At 71.0% G+C, this 17,824-nt stretch carries 19 protein-coding genes and 1 pseudogene; 7 read left to right on the forward strand and 13 right to left on the reverse strand.

Going from position 1 to position 17,824, the window contains the following annotated elements; genetic code table 11:
* Window positions 1-163: 163 nt before the first annotated feature.
* The 3 genes from ABZ562_RS24450 to ABZ562_RS24460 all read right to left on the reverse strand — a co-directional run bounded on the left by ABZ562_RS24450 (window position 164) and on the right by ABZ562_RS24460 (window position 3,378).
* A complete protein-coding gene (locus ABZ562_RS24450) occupies window positions 164-1,105 on the reverse strand; it encodes a bacteriocin fulvocin C-related protein (RefSeq protein WP_361483450.1) in 942 nt (313 codons plus the stop codon).
* A 122-nt stretch (window positions 1,106-1,227) separates the two neighbouring features.
* On the reverse strand, window positions 1,228-2,220 hold the full coding sequence (locus ABZ562_RS24455; protein WP_361483453.1) for a helix-turn-helix domain-containing protein: 993 nt from the start codon (window positions 2,218-2,220) through the stop codon (window positions 1,228-1,230).
* 312 nt (window positions 2,221-2,532) lie between these two features.
* Window positions 2,533-3,378 carry a putative RNA methyltransferase gene (locus tag ABZ562_RS24460; protein ID WP_361483456.1) on the reverse strand — a complete coding sequence of 282 codons (846 nt, stop codon included), beginning with the start codon at window positions 3,376-3,378 and terminating at the stop codon, window positions 2,533-2,535.
* Window positions 3,379-3,882: 504 nt separating this feature from the next.
* Here ABZ562_RS24460 and rutA point away from each other — a divergent pair.
* Together rutA and ABZ562_RS24470 are read left to right on the forward strand one after the other, a co-directional pair.
* Window positions 3,883-4,947 carry a pyrimidine utilization protein A gene (rutA, locus tag ABZ562_RS24465; protein ID WP_361483459.1) on the forward strand — a complete coding sequence of 355 codons (1,065 nt, stop codon included), beginning with the start codon at window positions 3,883-3,885 and terminating at the stop codon, window positions 4,945-4,947.
* 116 nt (window positions 4,948-5,063) lie between these two features.
* Entirely contained in the window at window positions 5,064-5,261 is a 198-nt protein-coding gene (locus ABZ562_RS24470) for a helix-turn-helix domain-containing protein (protein WP_361483461.1), read from the forward strand.
* Between the two features lie 142 nt (window positions 5,262-5,403).
* On the opposite strand, the gene ABZ562_RS24475 is transcribed toward ABZ562_RS24470, so the two are convergent.
* The 4 genes from ABZ562_RS24475 to ABZ562_RS24490 form a co-directional block, all read right to left on the reverse strand.
* Window positions 5,404-5,955, reverse strand: coding sequence for a methylated-DNA--[protein]-cysteine S-methyltransferase (locus tag ABZ562_RS24475; RefSeq protein ID WP_361483464.1), 552 nt, complete (start codon window positions 5,953-5,955; stop codon window positions 5,404-5,406).
* Window positions 5,956-5,985: 30 nt separating this feature from the next.
* Entirely contained in the window at window positions 5,986-6,801 is an 816-nt protein-coding gene (locus ABZ562_RS24480; RefSeq protein WP_361483467.1) for an MGMT family protein, read from the reverse strand.
* Window positions 6,798-7,376, reverse strand: a complete 579-nt coding sequence (locus tag ABZ562_RS24485) for an RNA polymerase sigma factor (RefSeq protein ID WP_361483470.1) — start codon at window positions 7,374-7,376, stop codon at window positions 6,798-6,800. Before ABZ562_RS24485 ends, ABZ562_RS24480 begins: the two co-directional genes overlap by 4 nt.
* A 156-nt stretch (window positions 7,377-7,532) precedes the next feature.
* A complete protein-coding gene (locus tag ABZ562_RS24490; protein WP_361483473.1) occupies window positions 7,533-7,943 on the reverse strand; it encodes a BBE domain-containing protein in 411 nt (136 codons plus the stop codon).
* Window positions 7,944-8,425: 482 nt separating this feature from the next.
* Between ABZ562_RS24490 and ABZ562_RS24495 the strand changes: the two genes are divergently transcribed.
* The 3 genes and pseudogenes from ABZ562_RS24495 to ABZ562_RS24505 form a co-directional block, all read left to right on the forward strand.
* Window positions 8,426-9,889, forward strand: a complete 1,464-nt coding sequence (locus tag ABZ562_RS24495; RefSeq protein ID WP_361483476.1) for an MFS transporter — start codon at window positions 8,426-8,428, stop codon at window positions 9,887-9,889.
* Window positions 9,890-9,968: 79 nt separating this feature from the next.
* Window positions 9,969-10,409: a heme-binding protein gene (locus tag ABZ562_RS24500; RefSeq protein WP_361483479.1), complete on the forward strand. Its 441-nt coding sequence runs from the start codon at window positions 9,969-9,971 to the stop codon at window positions 10,407-10,409.
* Window positions 10,410-10,645: 236 nt separating this feature from the next.
* Window positions 10,646-11,380 (forward strand): annotated as a pseudogene (locus tag ABZ562_RS24505) (methylenetetrahydrofolate reductase); the annotation flags it as partial.
* On the opposite strand, the gene ABZ562_RS24510 reads toward ABZ562_RS24505, so the two are convergent.
* Window positions 11,307-11,786, reverse strand: a complete 480-nt coding sequence (locus ABZ562_RS24510; protein WP_361483482.1) for a nuclear transport factor 2 family protein — start codon at window positions 11,784-11,786, stop codon at window positions 11,307-11,309. The pseudogene ABZ562_RS24505 and the gene ABZ562_RS24510 overlap by 74 nt on opposite strands.
* Window positions 11,787-11,917: 131 nt before the next feature.
* On the opposite strand from ABZ562_RS24510, the gene ABZ562_RS24515 reads away from it, so the two are divergent.
* Complete coding sequence (locus ABZ562_RS24515) at window positions 11,918-12,712, forward strand: 2OG-Fe(II) oxygenase (RefSeq protein WP_361483485.1); 795 nt, start codon at window positions 11,918-11,920, stop codon at window positions 12,710-12,712.
* A 10-nt stretch (window positions 12,713-12,722) separates the two neighbouring features.
* On the opposite strand, the gene ABZ562_RS24520 is transcribed toward ABZ562_RS24515, so the two are convergent.
* From ABZ562_RS24520 to ABZ562_RS24540, 5 genes are all read right to left on the reverse strand, one after another.
* Complete coding sequence (locus ABZ562_RS24520; protein WP_361483488.1) at window positions 12,723-13,382, reverse strand: alpha-ketoglutarate-dependent dioxygenase AlkB; 660 nt, start codon at window positions 13,380-13,382, stop codon at window positions 12,723-12,725.
* Window positions 13,379-13,942 (reverse strand): ABC transporter substrate-binding protein, encoded by a 564-nt coding sequence (locus ABZ562_RS24525; protein ID WP_361483491.1) that lies wholly within the window; start codon window positions 13,940-13,942, stop codon window positions 13,379-13,381. Before ABZ562_RS24525 ends, ABZ562_RS24520 begins: the two co-directional genes overlap by 4 nt.
* The gene (locus tag ABZ562_RS24530; RefSeq protein ID WP_361483494.1) at window positions 13,939-14,244 is read right to left on the reverse strand and encodes an Ada metal-binding domain-containing protein; all 306 of its coding nucleotides are present in this window, start codon (window positions 14,242-14,244) and stop codon (window positions 13,939-13,941) included. The genes ABZ562_RS24525 and ABZ562_RS24530 overlap by 4 nt, the downstream gene beginning before the upstream one ends.
* Window positions 14,241-14,972 carry a 2OG-Fe(II) oxygenase gene (locus tag ABZ562_RS24535; protein ID WP_361483497.1) on the reverse strand — a complete coding sequence of 244 codons (732 nt, stop codon included), beginning with the start codon at window positions 14,970-14,972 and terminating at the stop codon, window positions 14,241-14,243. Before ABZ562_RS24535 ends, ABZ562_RS24530 begins: the two co-directional genes overlap by 4 nt.
* A 62-nt stretch (window positions 14,973-15,034) precedes the next feature.
* On the reverse strand, window positions 15,035-15,538 hold the full coding sequence (locus ABZ562_RS24540) for a methylated-DNA--[protein]-cysteine S-methyltransferase (RefSeq protein WP_361483500.1): 504 nt from the start codon (window positions 15,536-15,538) through the stop codon (window positions 15,035-15,037).
* 191 nt (window positions 15,539-15,729) lie between these two features.
* Between ABZ562_RS24540 and ABZ562_RS24545 the strand changes: the two genes are divergently transcribed.
* Window positions 15,730-17,469, forward strand: coding sequence for a pyruvate dehydrogenase (locus ABZ562_RS24545; protein ID WP_361483503.1), 1,740 nt, complete (start codon window positions 15,730-15,732; stop codon window positions 17,467-17,469).
* The last annotated feature ends 355 nt before the right edge of the window (window positions 17,470-17,824 follow it).

Consider the following 17,824-nt stretch of genomic DNA (forward strand, 5'->3'; position numbering starts at 1 on the left):
GCGGGCCCCCCCCCCCCCGCCCCCCCCCCCCCCCCCCGGGGGCCCCCCCCCCCCCCCGGGGGGGGGGGGCGCCCCCCCCCCCCCCCCCCCACGCCCGCTCCCCGAAAGTGCCCTCGGCGATACGTCCCCGCCGTTACGGCGAGCCTCGGCCCGGACAACACACCTAGTCGTAGCAGAGACCGTCGCAGGTCTGCCCGTACCACCATCCGCAGCCGCTCGAAGACGTCTGGCAGCTCCCTGAGCGGCAGTGGTAGCCGAGCCCGCAGAAGCCGTCCTCCTGGTGGCAGGTGCACCCCGAGAGCGGCCCGGCGGCCGCGCTGGCGGCATCCACCGGTCCGAGGACCGAGACGATCGCGCGGGTTTCCTCCTGGCCAAAGGCCTCGATCGTCGCGTCCTTGAGGCGCTGCGGGGGTTGGTACGGCCCGTTCCCGCGATCGAAGATCGAAGGGTTGGCGACTTCGGCGCTGAGCCCGTCGAGCGCGCGGATCTGTTCGGCGGACAGGCCGGCATGAGTCGCCCGGTAGTGGCTCAGGTGTTCCCGCCAGACCCTGCTCGCCTCCGGCGGGGAAAGCCGTGCGTAGATGGCCCGCCGGTAGGTCATCGGATAGGCGATGATCGCCGTGTACGTCTTCGGGAGGCGGTCCTTGTTGTCCTCCGCCCATCCGTGGGCCTGTTCCGCCAGGGCGGGCGTCCTGCCCAGGAACACCAGCCCCACGGCCACGGCCGCTCCGGCGCCCACCCGCAGGAACTGCTTACGGCCCATGGCATCCCGGTCCAGTGGATGTCCGTTGTACTGATGACGCAACTGCCCCAGGGACTGCAGCACCTTCACCGTGGAGCGAGGCCCCAGCCGGCGCAGGAGCGGTAACGTCATGTGGGCTCCGGTCCAGGCGCGTACGGCACCGCCGTTGACGCGCAGCAGTGTCGGAGCCCAGGCGGCCTCGCTGCCGAGTGCCGTGTGCCGCCAGTTTTCGACATCCGGATGGGTCAGTGGCAGCACCGTCAGCTTGTTGGCGCAGGCGCGTGCGACCGCGCCGGAGAGCACCTGGCACGTCTCACATCCGGCGTCGAATGCGAGCACCCATCGCGCAGTGCGATCCCTCATCGGTCCTCCGGGTTCGGTTCGGCGTCTTCGGTAGGCGCATCGGTCACGATTCCTGATATGAACCTGCCAGGCCATGCCTTTGGACGCTGGTCGAAAAGCACACGCCCCGGGCCCGCTGACGTTCAGCCGTGCATCAGCCGCATCCCGAGGGAGGTGATGGCGTGGCGGACGCTGGCCCCGGTGCGGTGGGTGGTGATGAGTCCGGCCACGCGCAGCACCTGGGTGTGGTGGGAGACGGTGGCCGGGGAGAGCCCGGTGCGGCGGGCGAGTTCGGTCGTGCTCCCGTGCGCGGCGGAAAGGGCCTCCAGCACTGCGGCGCGCCCGAGTCCCAGGAGCGCGGCCAGCCGGTCGCAGGGGGTGTGGTCGGCATGGCCGAATGCCGGGGCGGGAATCCACACCCTGTCGTGGGTGACGGGGTAGATCACGACAGGAGGAAGGGCCGGATCGAGGTTGATCGCAGGCTCATGGCCGATGAAGAAGGAGGGAATCAGGCGCAGGCCGCGGCCACCGAGGTGGATGTCCCAGTCGTGGTCCGGACAGGCCAGTTCGAGGACGGGCGGTGTCCATCGGATCGTGGGGTGCAGATTCGACAGCATGCCATCTAGGCCTTCTGACAGCAGTGATCGTGCCGCCGACGACCGGGTCGCCTCGAACCGCGCGTGCAGGTGATGCCACAGGGGAGCGACCGCCGCCTCATGCCAGTCCCGCACGGCCCCGCCCACGGCCTTGAGGGCCACCGGGTCACCCTCGGCAAGCGAGGGCACCCAGGCCGGTAGCGGATTGCCGGTGAGACGGGCGAACGCCGCGAGATCCGTGCGCAGAAACGACTTCGGTGTGTGCAGCAGTTCATCCAGCCCCGCCTCGAGATCGGTGGCACCGGTCGGAGTCAGAAAGTCGGGGCTGAACCCGTGGGGTGCCGGCACCAATGTGCGCAGCAGGTGAACGGAGCGAGGAATACGGGAGTGCGCCCAACGCCGCCACTGCCCGAAGGAAGCTCCAGGATGCCGTGCGTGCAGATGCCTCAGGCTGAAGATCGTTTCACTCAGCGGGTTGACTTCCTCCGCCAGGGAGATCCGGCGGAGATCGTCCTGAGTGAAATGCACCCGAAAGGCCATGCGGTACCTCCCCGTAGGCCACGACAGAGGCTCGCTGAGGACGTTGCGGCCTCTCCGCCACATTTGCCACGCGCGCACCGGCCAGCAAGAGGGCAAACAGGCCACGTGCCGAGGGAAGACCGGCCGTTACGCGGTCATCGCGTCGCCGAGCAGGACGGGCGGATGGTGCGTGAGGACGAACCCTGGGCCGCATGGCGCTGAAACCCGGCCGGGGAGTCGAGGACCCCGGCCGGGTTCCGCCGCGGCCTGCTCGGCCGACTTCCCCCGTGGTACGGGGAAGGCAGGGCGCCGGGCGAGCCCACGGCTCGTCCGTCAGCGGGCCCGGAAGGCGGTGGCCAGTACGGAGACGGTGACATGGCCGGGCAGGCGGGCGTTGCCGGCCAGGTCCGCCGGGGTCTGGTGGCGGGCGCTCGGCGTCATCCCGACCAGGTCGAGGGCCCGCTGCTCGGGCAGGGGCATGGCGTACTCGACCCGTTCGGTGACGACGGCCTCGAAGCAGGGGTCCAGCGCCTGGTGGAGGCGCTGCTCCTTGGCCGGGTCGATCGTGACCATCGCGGGCAGTCCGCGCAGCTCGGCCAGATGCCGCCCGGTGGGACGCACCACGATCAACCTGCCGCCCGGACGCAGTACCCGGTGGAACTCGGACGGGTTGCGCGGGGCGAACACGTCCAGCACGACGTCAGCCACCCCGTCGGCCAGCGGGAAGGGGCGGAAGATGTCCCAGGTCGCCGCCGCGGTCCGTTCATGGGCACGGGCAGCGAAGCGCAGCGCGCGTGCCGAGGCGTCCAGCCCCAGGCCACGGGCGCCGGGCACCTGGTCGAGCACGCCCGCCAGGTAGTAGCCCGTGCCGCATCCGGCGTCCACGACCGTGTCCGGCACGGGCACGTCACCGGACGCCAGGCGGGCCACGGCCCGGCGGATGGGCTCGTAACCGCCGGTGGACAGGAACCGGGCCCGGGCCCGGACCATGGGCGCGTCGTCGCCGCTGGTGGCGCGACTGCCCGTGAGCAGGCTGACGTAGCCGTGGCGGGCGATGTCGAAGGTGTGACCCGCCGGGCAGCGCAGTGCGCCGCCGTCGGGATGCAGGCGGGCGCGGCACGTTGGGCAGCGCAACAGGTCGAGGAGCTGTTCGAGGGCAGGGCGAAGCGACACGGGCATGAGGCACTCCTGGCAACGGTGAAGGGAAGGGACCGTGCCCGCGGGTGCGCGGCAGGGCGCCGCTCACGCGGCAGGCACACCAAGGAGGGCGACGCCGTCCGGCATCGCCCTCAAAGCCTTCCGCTCAAAGGAAGTTGCAGTGCGGGATGCTCATGAATGCCACGCCGTCATTCTACGGACTCGGGGCGCGGGGGAGCGTGTCCACTGCCGCCCCCGTTCTGCGGATCGCGTGGCCGCTCCTGCCACGCCGGATCTCCGGACTCGGGCCGGCGACAGCCTTCGAGGACATCGCGTTCCGGTATCACGGCCCGCGCTGGTCGATGGTCGGTCCGACGAAGATCACCTCCCCGTCGCGCCGGGCGCTGGACACGGCGGTCGCGGCACGCCTGTGGGCCGTATCCGAACGGCTCACCCCCGCCGTCGGCGAGGCGAACTTGATCTTGACCGGGCATCACATGACACGGTTGCTGTTCCGGACCACACCACGGACCGTTCAGGAGCGGCATGGACATCGGCGTCTTCATCCCCATCGGCAACAACGGCTGGCTCATTTCGAAGAGTTCTCCGCAGTACATGCCGTCCTTCGAGCTGAACAAGGCCATCGTGCGGAAGGCCGAGGAGCACGGCCTCGACTTCGCGCTGTCGATGATCAAGTTCAAGGGCTTCGGCGGTGAGACCGAATTCTGGGACCACTGCCTGGAGTCGTTCACGCTGATGGCGGGCCTGGCCGCCGTGACGGAACGGATCAAGCTGTACGCCTCGACCCCGATCCTCGCCCTGCCCCCGGCGATCACCGCCCGCATGGCCACGACGGTCGACTCGATCGCCCCCGGCCGGTTCGGCGTCAACATCGTCACCGGCTGGGCGCCCGGCGAGTACTCCCAGATGGGCCTGTGGCCCGGCGATGAACACTTCGCCAACCGCTACGCCCGCGCCGCGGAGTACGTCACCGTGATGAAGGAGCTGTGGCACGAGGGCGTCAGCAATTTCAAGGGCGAGTTCTACACCATGGACGACTGTGTGCTGTCCCCGCGCCCGGCGAACGGCCACATCGACATCGTCGCCGCGGGGCAGAGCAGCACCGGCATGAAGTTCTCCGCCGAGCACGCCGAGTACAACTTCATCCTGGGGAGCGGCGTCAACACCCCGCTCGCCCTCTCGGGCACCACGGCCGCGCTCGTGGACGCGGCGCGTGAGACCGGCCGCGACGTCGGCGCGCTCTCGCTGTTCATGGTCATCGCGGACGAGACCGACGAGGCCGCCCAGGCCAAGTGGAAGGACTACCACGACAATGCCGACCACGCGGCGCTGGCGTACATGGCGGGCGAGACGGCCACGGACAAGACCGCCGACGACTCCTCGACCGCCAGGACCATCTCGCTGCCCGAGGGCGCCGTGAACTTCAACATGGGCACGCTCGTCGGCTCCTACGCAACCGTCGCGGCGATGCTGGACGAGGTCGCCGGGGTCCCCGGCACCAAGGGGATCATGCTGGTGTTCGACGACTTCCTCGAAGGCATCGAGAACTTCGGTACGCGCATCCAGCCGCTGATGAAGTCCCGGCCGTAACGGCTGACGGCCTCCGGGCGGCGTTGCCGCCCGGAGCCGATAAGAGGTTTCACTCGTGGAGGCCGTATGGCCTCGCCCGCCACCGCCGCATCCCCGCTCGGACCCACGGTCTGGCTGTGCTCGCTCACCTGGCCGTGGTCCGTACCTGTTCCACGCAGGACCTCGCCGCGGCGCTGGGGCTCAGCCGCAGTACCGCGTACCGGCTGGTCGAGGGCGGCTGGCTCGCCGTGGAGCAGGGGAGCGGGCTGTTGCGGCTCGGTCCTTGGGCCACGCGGCTGGCCAGTCGGGTTCCGGGTCCACATATGCAGCCATGATGGGTTCCCCTTCCCGCTTCAGCGCTCGGCGCCGGAAGAGGGCCTCATGCGCCGTCCCTCGGGAAACACCGGACGGCCGCGGAAGGTTGCGTCCGAGGGTGAAAGGGGCGCGGGAAAAGGGACCGGCGACGCGAAACTCCGATCAGGCGATCCCCTCAGTCGCGAGCAGGAAGCGCTTGGCGTCGACACCACCGGCGTATCCGGTCAGGGACCCCTTCGCTCCGACGATGCGGTGGCAGGGCAGCACCACGCACAGCGGATTCGAGCCGAGCGCCATCCCCACCGCCCGCGCGGCGCGCGGGCGGCCCAGCACGGCGGCCAGCTCACCGTAGGTGGCGGTGTGGCCGTAGGGCACGAACGACTCCAGCGCGAGCACGGTCCGCGCGGTGAACGCGGAGGCGAGGGAGAGATCCAGGGGAACGGAGAACGACCGGAGATTCCCGGCCAGATACGCGGCGAGCTGAGCGCGCGCCTCGGTCAGCACGGCCAGCTGCCCGGGTGTGGCGTCCGCGTCCGTACGGAACTTCACCCCGCTCCCACCCGCACGGGCGGCACGCCGGCGCACGGCCTCCGCGGTGTCGTACGCGCAGGCGAGCAACGCCTCGTCCGTGGCCGCGAGGACGAGCCGGCCACACGGACTCGGCTGCTCGGCGAGTGCCACGGAGGTCACCGGGGCACGGACTCCGGACTGCATGGATCCTCCTCCTTCTCCGGGCCGGACGGCTCAGGCCGTAGCGGGACGACAGCTCTTGCAGGCGCGGTAGCCCGCCTGCCGGGCATCACCTGCGGTACGGAACGGCACCTGGTGCGGCCGGGTGATCCGGCGGGCGTGCGCGCACGTCGGATGGCAGTAGATCCGCGTGGTGTCGCTGCCGAGGAAGACGGCCCCGCGCCGGGTCAGCTCCTTCAGCCGGTGCATGTCGATGCCCTCCGCGCTCCGCAGGGCATCCCCGACGCGCTCCGCATAGGCGGCGTCGCACGGTGTGCCGCTCTCATAGGTGACGCGGTGGCAGGGGATCAGCAGCGGCACCGGATTCTTGGCCAGGGCCTCGGTGATCGGCCCGGTGGCGGAGGGCAGCGAGGCCTCTCGCGCGAGCCAGGTGATCGGCCGCAGCTGCCCGGAGGGGATGGACCGGACCGCGTGGAGCACGGCGCGCTCCAGCTCGGTGAGGCCACCCAGATCGATCGGCAGCCGCTTCGCCCGGCCCGTGCGCAGAGCGGGGCGGAGCCCCGGGAAGGGAGCCGAGGCACGGATGGCGGTGCGGCCGGTGCGGGCGTGATGCAACCGCTCGAACTCCTCCGAGCCGGTCACCATCGTCTCGACGGCCGAGCCGGTCACCGCGTCCGGGCTGTAGGCCACATAGATTCCGCCCGCCGCGCTGTCGAGATGGCTGTAGGTGTCATAGCGCTCTCGCGGGATTCCTACGCGCTGCAGTACCCTCAGGGCGAAGTCCGCCGGGGCGGGGGCCGCGAGATCGGCCAAGGCGTGCTCCAACTGTCCCTCCGCGGACCGTTCTTCCTCTTCATTCCGGTAGTTCATCTCGTCACCTCCTCCAGCACCGACGCCTCGGGTGTCAAAATCTCACGAAGCGTGCCGATCCCTCTCGATACTTGTGCCTTGACCGTGCCCACAGGACATCCCTGGGCCTCGGCCATATCGCTGTAACTCATCCCGACGACATGGCGCATCACCACCGCGACGCGATGCTTCTCGGGCAGCTCGGTGAGTGCCTTGACCAAAATCGTACGGTCGGCGGATGTCGCCGCCCGCTCCTCCGGGCCCGGACTCTCGTCCGGCCAGCCGTCGCAGGCATCCTCCGCCCGGGTGGCCGACACCGGGTGACGGACGCTGGTACGCACATGATTGCGCCAGACGTTCGCCGCGATCGTCATCAGCCAGGCGCGCGGTTTCAGCTTGCGCCGACGCTCCGGGGAGTAGGTCTGCAGCGCCGAATAGGCGCGTAAGAAGGTGTCCTGGCCCAAGTCGTCCGCCTCGGAGGCCGACCCTGAGACCCGGAACAGAAAGGCACGCACCGCCGAGGCGTGGACCCTGACCAGCTCCGTGAAGCCGTCATCCAGGTCCGACGCCAGGCGCTCGGTCAGCAGCTCCGCCATATCGTCCATCAGCTACAGAAACACCAGGACTTCCGCAATGGTTGCACAGCGCCCGTCGGACTGCCCGGGAGCCGAGCCGGACCGGCATGACACAGCGCCGCGCCGGCCGCCGGATTCGGCAGCCGGCGCGGTGTTGCCCGCGCGAGGGCGTACGGATCAGTCGGGCAGCCGCACCGACTGGCTCTGCCGGAAGACGTTCCGCGGGTCGTACTTCTTCTTGACGTGTTGTACTTGGGGTCGCCGAGGTCGATGTCCGGATAGTTGACGTAGCAGCCGTCGGTGATGTCGTTCGGCGCCGGCACGCCGCCAGTCCCCGTAGACCTCCTGGTAGCAGTCCCGTATCCAGGCCAGGGATTTGGCCTCGTCGGCCGCCTCCGTCCAGTACAGCATCCACGACATCTTGAACGCCGAGCTGCGGTGCGAGGAGGCCGTCGCGTTCTCGGCGACCGCGTTGACCTGCCCGCCGAACGAGCTCAGCTGTACCGACGCGGTGGGGTTGTCGATGGCGCCGCTGGTCAGGTGCTTGTAGAGCGCGTCAAGATGGGAGTCGGGGAAGTTCGCCCGCATATAGGCGGGACCGCGACGCCGTCCGCGCCGCCGCGGCATGCTCCGTGGCGGCCGCCGTGTCCTGGCGCGTGGCCGCGGCCGCGGTACCGGCCGTGCCGCCGAGCAGCATTCCCCCGCCAACGGAGGCGCCCCCGTAAAGGAAACGTCGCCGCTCCATACCGCCTCTGCCGTCTGTCATCGCATGGCCTGGCCGCCGTCGAGGAGGCTGTGAGCCGGTTCCGGCGCAGCGCGCGGCGGCCGCGGGCGACGCTACTTGCCGCCGAACGGCGCCCTCACCCGGAAATATTGCTCCGCGATTCTCCGGCGGGAGCCGTCGGCCACTCGGCTTCCGCGGCGATGCAACCCCCCGGCGCCCGACGGTGTTTCTCCTCCGTCGGTTCGATCACGAGCCGCGCCGTGGGGCCATCACCGGCCCTCGAAAGACACCAAGCGGCGCGGTGCGAGCCGGCGGACGTGAGAGTCACCAGAGGAGAGGGAAAGCGATGACCGAGCTCGATGCCATCAGTGAGGCGCGGGACAAACCCGCCGGGGAGCGGATGACGCCCCGGCACCGGCTGATTCTGGTTCTCCTGCTCGGTGCCCAGTTCATGCTCGCGGTCGACTTCTCCGTGCTCAACATCGCCGTGCCGACCATCGGGGCCGACCTCGGCTTCGAGCTGAGCACCCTGCAGTGGATCGTCACCGGCTTCATGCTGCCCGCCGCGGGCTTCACGCTGCTGTTCGGCCGCATCGCCGACCTCTTCGGCCGGCGGAATCTCTTCCTGGTGGGCATGCTCATCCTCGGCGCCTCGTCGCTGGTCGGCGGCCTTGCCCAGTCGCCCGGCATGCTCCTGGTCGGCCGCACCGGACAGGGGCTCGCCACGGCCATGGCGACGCCCGCGGCGATGTCGCTGCTCACCACGTCGTTCCCCGAAGGCCCCCTCCGCCAGCGCGCGCTGGGGCTCAACGGCACCCTTCTCACCGGCGGCTTCGCGCTGGGTTCGGTGCTCGGCGGGGTGCTGACGGAGCTGTTGAGCTGGCGCTGGGCGTTCCTCATCAACTTGCCGGTCGCCGTGCTGATCCTGGTGTTCGCCCCGCGTGTCCTGAGCGACACCGGCGACCGGACCCGCAGCCGTCTCGACGTTCCCGGCGCGGTCGCGGTCACCGGTGGTCTGGTCAGCCTGGTCTACGGCATCTCCGCGACCGAGCAGGACGGCTGGGGGGACCCCGTCGTCATCGGCTGCCTGATCCTTGCCGCGGTGTTGCTGGTCGCCTTCTGGTTCATCGAGCTGCGCAGCTCCAACCCGCTGGCGCCGGTCAGCGTGCTGAAGCGGCCCACCGTGCGCTGGGGCAACCTCGCCGGGCTCCTCGTCGTCAGCATGCCGAGCGCGGTGGTCTTCCAGATGACGCTCTACCTGCAGGACGTGCTCGACTACAAGCCGCTCGCCGCCGGGCTGGCGTTCGGTGGGTCCAGCATCGCCGCCATCGCGGGCGGGCTTCTCGCCCCCAAGGTGATCGGCGCCATCGGCAGCAAGCGCACCCTCGTCACCGCCCTCACCGTCCAGGGGCTCGGCCTCATGGGGCTGCTCACCGTGGACCAGGGTGACGCCGGGATCTACATCGTCCTCGTCGCCGTCGCGGTCGCCTTCTTCGGCCACGCCATGGGCCTCGTCTCCTACACGGTCATCGCCACCTCCGGCCTGCCGAACGAGGAGCAGGGCCTGGCGACCGGTCTGAGCACGATGAGCCAGCAGATCGCCCTGACGCTCGGCACCCCGGTGCTGGCAGCCGTCGCGGTCTTCGGCGCCGACGCGGCCGAGGGCGCGAAGGCGAGCATCGCCGAAACCCTCGACGGCATGCACCTGGCGGTGCTCGTGGGCGCGGTGGCGAGCCTGGCGGTCGCCGGTCTCGTGGCCGCCTTCTTCCGCTCCGGGGCGGCGGCCCGGAGCGAGGAGTCGACTGCCTGAGCCCGGCTCCTGCGCCCGCTGTGTTCTTCCTCCCTTGTTGTCCACTCCGGCTCCGGCCGGTTCCATGAAAGGCACGACCATGACCTCTGTCGAGCAGCTCGACGCCACCATCGTCGAGACCCGCACGATCACTCTCGCCGGTGCCCAGCAGGGCATCACCGCGGCGCTGCGCAAGGCCGGAGAGCTGGGTGCCCGAGTGGCGGTCGTCGTCCTCGACGTCGGCGGACACGTCCAGGCCCTGGCGCGCATGGACGGTGCCGTGGCCGTGGCCACCGGCGTCGCGCAGAACAAGGCGAGCACCGCGCTTGTCGTCCGTACGCCCACCAATGAATTCGCGGAGGCCATCAAGCAGGACTCGGTCCTGGTGAGCAGCCTGGCCAGCCAGCCCGGCATGGCGCTGTTCTCCGGCGGCCTGCCGCTGGTATCCGAAGGCACCCCGGTCGGCGCTATCGGCGTCAGCGGCGGAATGGGGGACGAGGACCTGATCGTCGCTCGCGCGGGAGCGGCGGCCATCGTCTGACCGACGGGCGGTGGTGCATGCGAGGGCAAGAATGTGCGTGCGTGCCCGGGGCCTTGGCGCCCAGGCTGTAGTCACGTTGCGAGAAGCGTCGTGGACGAAGGAGAGATTCCGGTGAACGTCAGCCCTGGAGAGGTCTACGAGAACCCCCGCTGCGGCGAGCGGATCGTGGTCCGCACGCCGGCCTCGGAAAGCGGGGCAAGCGCTCGGTGATGGATCTGTAGGTCGAACCCGGTGGCTTCGCCGCGGGCGGTTCGCCGCGGGACCGGACCATCGGGCTCACCAAGCGGATCGCCGCGGAGAACACCGTGCGGCCGGTCGCCCACCTCACGGCGGTCGGGCACGCGGTCGGCGAACTGCGGCACACCATCGGCCAGTACGCCGACGCCGGAATCCTCGACGTCCTCGCGCTGCGCGGCGACCCCCGAGGACCCTGGCTCGCGGAACCGGACGGGCTGACCTACGCCGGCGAACTGGTCGCACTCATCCGGGAGTCGTGCGACTTCAGCATCGGAGTGGCGGCCTTCCCGGAGCGCCACCCGCGCTCGCCGGACGGGGACAGCGACGTCCGGTACTTCGTGGCCAAGTGCCGGGCGGGCGCCGACTACGCCATCACGCAGATGTTCTTCGACGCCGAGGACTACCTGCGGCTGCGCGACCGGGTGGCGGCCGCGGGCTGTGATATCCCGATCATCCCCGAGATCATGCCCGCGACCGGCTTCCGGCAGGTGCGCCGCTTCGCCGAGCTGAGCGACGCCCACTTCCCCGAGGACCTCGCCCGGCGGCTGGAGGCCGCCCGGGGCGACGCCGAAGCGGGGCACCGGATCGGCGTCGACCACGCCACCGCCATGGCCCGGCGGCTGCTGGACGAGGGCGCCCCGGGCCCGCACTACATCACGCTCAACCGATCGGCCGCGGTGCTGGAGATCCATCGGAATCTGGCGCCACGACCCGGCCACCGCACGCCTCGCTGATCGCGGTGGGGTCCCAGTAGTAGGGCCGGATCTCGCGGATGCGGCCGTCCCGGAGGGCCACCGTCTGCACGATCGAGGTGACCACGTCGCGGCCGGTCGCCCGCGCGACGAAGCGCACCCGGTTGGTCGCCACCACGGTGTCGCGGTCGACGAGCTGCCGCTGTTCGAGGAATTCCATCGACTCCCACAGCTCGCCCATGACCGCGATGAACCGCTCCATGCCCTCGGGGCCGTGCCAGACGCCGGTGAAGGGCAGACCCGGTGCCTGGTGGAGCTCGACCTCCGGGTCCAGACACGCGGCGATCTCGTCGAACCCGGCCCGGCCGGCGCCACCCGCCATGACATAGGCGCGTTCGGCCTCGTAGAACCGCTGCATCACGGCGATGGCGCTGTCGTTCGAAGACATGGTGTGACGACTCCCGGGAAACGTGCGGCGCTTCATCTTCCGTGTCCCAGCCAAGCGCCCTGGCTCCCGCATTGCCGGCGGGATTCGGCCATCGCGCTCCGCGCCCGCCTCCCGCCGGAAGACTGTCCCCCATGGACCAGACCGAACTCCCCCTCGACCTGCCCGGCCGTACCGCGGGCGGCCCTGCCGCGGGCACCGGGGGCGCACCGCACACCGCCCACGACGCCGTCCCCGCCCTCGCGGAGCTGGACTGGCCGCGGCTGTACGCCCGGCTGAACGAGGACGGTGTGGCGCTCACCCCTGCGCTGCTCTCCCGCGCGCAGTGCCAGATGCTCGTCGACACCTTCGACGACCCCGCGCTGTTCCGCTCGACCGTGGTGATGCAGCGCCACGACTTCGGCCGCGGCACCTACAAGTACTACGCCGACCCCGCCGCCGTACCGCTCGTCCAGACCCTGCGCGAGCGGCTGTACCCGCCGATGGCGTGGATGGCCAACCAGTGGGCGCCCCTGCTGAACGAACGCACCTTCCCCGCCACCCTGGACGAGCTGCTCGCCGAATGCGCGGACAACGGCCAGACCCGGCCCACCCCGCTCATCCTCCACTACGGCCCCGGTGACTACGCCTGTCTGCACCAGGACATCTACGGCGACATCGTCTTCCCGCTCCAGATCGCCATCATGCTGCGCGAGCCCGGCCAGGACTTCACCGGAGGGGAGAACGTGTTCGTCGAACAGCGCCCCCGCTCCCAGTCCCGCGCCATCGTCCTCACGCCGCGCCTCGGCCAGGGCATGATCTTCCCCGTCCGCCACCGGCCCGCGCGGGGACAGCACGGCTACCGCCGCCACCCCATGCGGCACGGCACCAACGCCGTGGCCTCGGGACTCCGGACTACGCTCGGCATCATCTTCCACAACGCCCGCTGACCTCGAACCCCTAGTCCGTGAGACCGGTGACGCGCATGGTGATGTTCAGGCGCCCGGAGGCGAGCCCCGCGGCGGGGTCGGCGGTGCCCTCGTAGACCTTGGGCACGCCGTGGTAGACGTACCGGGAGGGGCCGCCGAAGACGAACAGGTCGCCGGAGGCCAGCTCGATGTCGGTGTAGGGCCTGGTGCGGGTCTCGGTGTTGCCGACGCGGAAGACGCAGGTGTCGCCGATGGACAGCGAGACGACCGGTGCGGAGGACCTCTCGTCCTTGTCCTGGTGCATGCCCAGCCTGGCCTGACCGTCGTAGAAGTTGATCAGCGCGGTGTCCGGTGTGTAACCGGCCGCGCCCTGTGCGTCGCCGTAGGCGTCCAGCAGGGCGCGGCGGCCCAGCCGGACCATCCAGTCGGGAAACGCGGCGACGCGCTCGCCGTTCACATCGTCGGCGGTGCGGGTGTACTTGTAGGGCTGCCAGTGCCAGCCGATGCACACCGTCCGCACCGACATCACGCCGCCGCGCGGCAGGCGGGTATGGCGGATGGGGACCGGGCCGGTGGCCCAGGCGCGGCAGGCGGTGACGAGCTCGCGCTGCTGTTCCAGGGTGAGCCAGCCGGGCAGGTGCACGGCCCCGGGGGCGACCTCCATGGGCGGGCGGGGAATCAGGGCGGTCATGCGCTCCTCCCGGTCGGCGGGTACGAGGTGACCCAGCGCCGGCGTACCTCCCAGGTGCCGCCCTCGGCGGTGGCGCCGCGCAGGCCGTGCAGCGTGTCCGGCCCGGTCAGCGCGGGGAGGCGGGAGTCCTCGAGGGCGGCGAAGGCGACCGTGCGGGCCGGGTCCCAGTCGGTGGAGTGCCGCAGCCGGCGGGCCAGCTGGGCGAAGCCGAGGGGAGCCGCGGCCATGACCCAGGCGTCGGGCTCCTCGGCGGTCAGCCGGTGTGCGGGCCGCAGCCAGGACGCGGCGCTCTCCGGCCAGTCCACCGTGGTGACAACCTTTCCGTCGCGCGCCTTCCACGCGGCCGCGAAGGCCTCGGCGGCGGCGCGGGAGGCCGGGTCCCGGCCGTGGCCGATGGCGACGGTCTCGACGCGGCCCTTCCTGGAGGCCAACAGGCCCAGCAGGGCGTCGAGTTCGGCGGCGGTGTGCGGGGCGGGGCTGGGCAGATCGCCGTACGCGGCCAGGTCCTCCGCGCGGATCAGGGGCGATCGGGACGCCGGCGGTCCCGTGAGAGGGCTCATGGTGTGGTGGTGTTCTCCAGGTCGGCTTTCCACCGGGCGTACCGCCGGGGGAGGCACACGGCGCACGGCCGGTATCCGGCGGCGATCGCGGTGGCCTCGTCCACGAAGAACACCCGGTGCTTCACGTAGTGGCCGCGGGCGATGGCCCGCAGCGCGGAGGGGCAGTCCAGACGCCCGTACAGCCGCAGGCGCCGGTGCCCGCCGAGACTACCGGGCGTGGCGCTGTGATAGGGCGCCCCGTCGGGGCCGATCAGCGTGCGGTGCCTCCCGTGCGGGGCGCGGCCGGACGGAGCGGGCGTCATGCGGCGTCGTGGAAGACGAGGCCGAGGGTGTGGCGGTGTCCGGAGCGCACGGTGCTCACACCGTGCCGCATGGGGCCGTTCGCCCAGCCGCGCTGGGAGGCCACCGGGCGGTCCCGGGTGGTGAAGATCAGCCCGTGGCCCTTGGGCAGGGTGGTGGACGATCCCCTCGACTGCGCGCGGGGGCGCTGCTCGGTCATGATGAACTCGCCGCCGGTGAAGTCCTCGCCGGGCGCGTCGAGGCCCACCACGACCTGGAGCGGGAACAGCATGTCCCCGAACACGTCCCGGTGCAGGGCGTTCCAGTCGCCGGGGCCGTAGCGCAGCAGGATCTGGGCGGACTTGGCCTGCCCCGCCTCGTGGCACATCGCCAGCCACTCCTCGAGCGTGTCCGGCCACGGCGCGGGCCGGTTCAGCTTGCGGGCCCAGTCGCGGGCGATGGGCAGCAGCCGCGGATAGAACGCCTCGCGCAGCTCGCGCACCAGGTCGGGGAGGTCGTGGGTGAAGTAGCGGTACTGGCCCGAACCGAAGCGGTAGCGGGCCATGTCGATGGTCGTGCGGAAGCGTTCGGTCTCGTCGTACAGTCCGGCGATCCGGTGGCATTCGGCGGGGGTGAGCAGGGGACCGGTGAGCGCGTTGCCGTGCTCGTCCAGTTCGGCGGTGAGCGCGTCCCAGTCGTCCGCCGTGACGCGGTCGGCCGCCTGGCTCGCGGAGCGCGTGGTGTCGGTCATGATGTGCGGTTCCTTCGGGGTGCTTCGTCCGGCGGCCGGGTGTGAGCGCCCCGGCCCACAGGTCAGATGAGTGTCGGCTGCAGCGCGCCCTCGTGGGTGAGGAGCCACACCTTGCGCTCGACGCCTCCCGCGTAGCCGCGCATCGTCCCGTCGGCGCCGATCACCCGGTGGCAGGGCCGTACCAGCAGCAGCGGGTTCGCGCCGATCGCCGCGCCCACGGCCTGGACCTGCTCGCGGGGCACGCCCAGCCCTTCGGTGAGCTGTCCGTAGGTGGTCGAGGTGCCGTAGGGGATGTGCTCCAGTGCCTGCCACACGCGCCGCTGGAAGTCCGTGCCGCCGGGAGTGAACGGGATGTCGAAGGCGGTGAGCCCGCCGTCGAAGTACGCGCCCAGCTGCCGGACGATCTCCGTGAACCGGCCGGGCGCGTGGTGCCGGCCGGGCCGTACGGCCGGGGCGTTCTTCTGCCCGGGCATGGACAGCGAGGTCAGTGTGGCGCCGTCCGGTGTCTCGTCGCCCACCAGCAGCAGTTCGCCCAGGGGGCTGTCCCATGTGGTGTAGATGGTCATCGTCGCGCTCTCTCGTCCTTCTGTGGCTTCACTGTCAACGATGCGGGGTCGCGACAGGGAATGCTGGCGGTATTCGGACATCACGCTGGGTGGCGTGAGCATTCCCGGGCCGTCGCGTGATGACTCGTGCCCGCTCCGTCCGGGTAGGCGTGCGCCGGCAGATGTCAGAAGACGTGATGCGGAGGCTTGAGATGAGGGACACGAGCGTCGCCCGCCAGCTGGTGGACGTCCTCCGGCAGACAGGCGTGGAGCGGATCTACGGGGTCGTGGGGGACAGCCTCAACCCGGTGGTGGACGCGGTGCGCCGCACCGACGGCATCGAGTGGGTCCATGTGCGGAACGAGGAGGCGGCCGCGTTCGCCGCGGCCGCCGAGGCGCAGCTGACCGGGCGGCTCGCCGTGTGCGCGGGCAGCTGCGGGCCCGGCAACACCCACCTCGTACAGGGGCTGTACGACGCACACCGCTCCGGTGCCCCGGTGCTGGCCATCGCCTCGCACATCCCGTCCCGCCAGATCGGCACGGGCTTCTTCCAGGAAACCCACCCGGAGCGGCTGTTCACCGAGTGCAGCGACTACTGCGAGATGATCGGCACCCCGCAGCAGATGCCCCGGGTGCTGCGGATCGCCATGCAGCGGGCGCTCGGCCACGGCGGGGTGTCCGTGCTGGTCCTGCCGGGGGACGTCGCCCACGCCCCGGCGCCGGACGAGCCCGTCGCCACCGACCTGGTGACCACCCGGGGCCGGGTCGTGCCACCGCGGGAGCAGGTCGAAGCGCTCGCCCGGCGGCTGGACGCCGCCGAGAAGGTGATGCTCTTCTGCGGTGCCGGTGTCCGCGGGGCGCACACCGAGGTCATGGAGCTGGCAAGCCGTGTGGGCGCGCCGGTCGGACACTCCCTGCGCGGCAAGGAATGGATCCAGTGGGACAACCCGTACGACGTCGGCATGAGCGGTCTGCTCGGGTACGGCGCGTGCTACGACGCGATGCACGAGGCCGACCTCGTCGTGCTGCTGGGCACGGACTTCCCGTACGACGACTTCCTGCCACAGGCCCGCACTGTGCAGGTGGACCACGACGCCGGGAACCTCGGACGGCGGACCGTGCTGGAACTCGGCGTGCACGGCGACGTGGGGGAGACGCTCCGGGCGGTCCTGCCGCTGGTGCGGCAGAAGGAGGACCGTTCCTTCCTCGACCACAGCCTGCACCGCCACGCCAGGGCGCTCGAACACGTCGTGGCGGCCTACACCCACGACGTGGACAAGCACACCCCGATCCACCCGGAGTACGCGGCCGTCATCCTCGACGAACTCGCCGACGAGGACGCCGTGTTCACCGTCGACACCGGCATGAACAACGTGTGGGCCGCCCGCTACCTCACCCCCAACGGCCGCCGCCGCGTGGTCGGTTCCTTCCTCCACGGCAGCATGGCCAACGCCCTGCCCCACGCGATCGGCGCCCAGTTCCCCGACCGGAACCGCCAGGTGATCTCCCTGTCGGGGGACGGGGGCCTGAGCATGCTCATGGGCGAGTTGCTGACCGTCAAGCTGCACGACCTGCCGGTCAAGACGATCGTCTTCAACAACTCCTCGCTCGGCATGGTCAAGCTGGAGATGATGGTCGACGGCCTGCCCGATCACCAGACCGACCACGCACCCGTGGACTACTCCGCCATCGCCCGGGCCGCGGGCATCCACGCCATCCGCGCCGAGGACCCCGCCGATGTGCGCGACGCCCTGAAGCGGGGGCTGGCGTACGACGGCCCATGCCTGATCGAGCTGGTGACGGACCCGGGCGCGCTCTCGATCCCGCCGCACATCACCGGCGAACAGGTCAAGGGGTTTGCGTTCTCGGCCGGTCGCACCGTCCTGGACGGCGGCGTCGGCAAGATGCTCGACCTCGCCCGGGCGAACCTCCGTAACATCCCCCGCCCCTGATCGGCTTTTCGCCACAGACCTTCGCCCCTGGCGGGTACCTGGGGCGCGGCTGCGGTGGCCCGGTGGGCGGGAGCGCGTGCCTGCCGCCGGCATACGGGTGATGACCATGAACGTTCTGGCGCCCGAGTACGCCGACGGCGCCAGGCGCCGCGCCGCGCCGCGCCGGCATGCGAGCTCGACCGGCGGGCCCCGCACGTGCCGGTCGATCCCGTGGACGGCGTCCAGGTCAGCGACCATTACGGCCTGATCGCCGGGCTCTCGCCGCCCGATCATCCGCCGGGCCGGTGGCGTTGATTTTGTGCTGTGCCCCCGCTGGCGGATGAGTTTGTTTGGGGGTGCGGGCGCGGGGCAGGCG

This window comes from Streptomyces sp. NPDC019937, assembly GCF_040631655.1.
GTDB lineage: Bacteria > Actinomycetota > Actinomycetes > Streptomycetales > Streptomycetaceae > Streptomyces.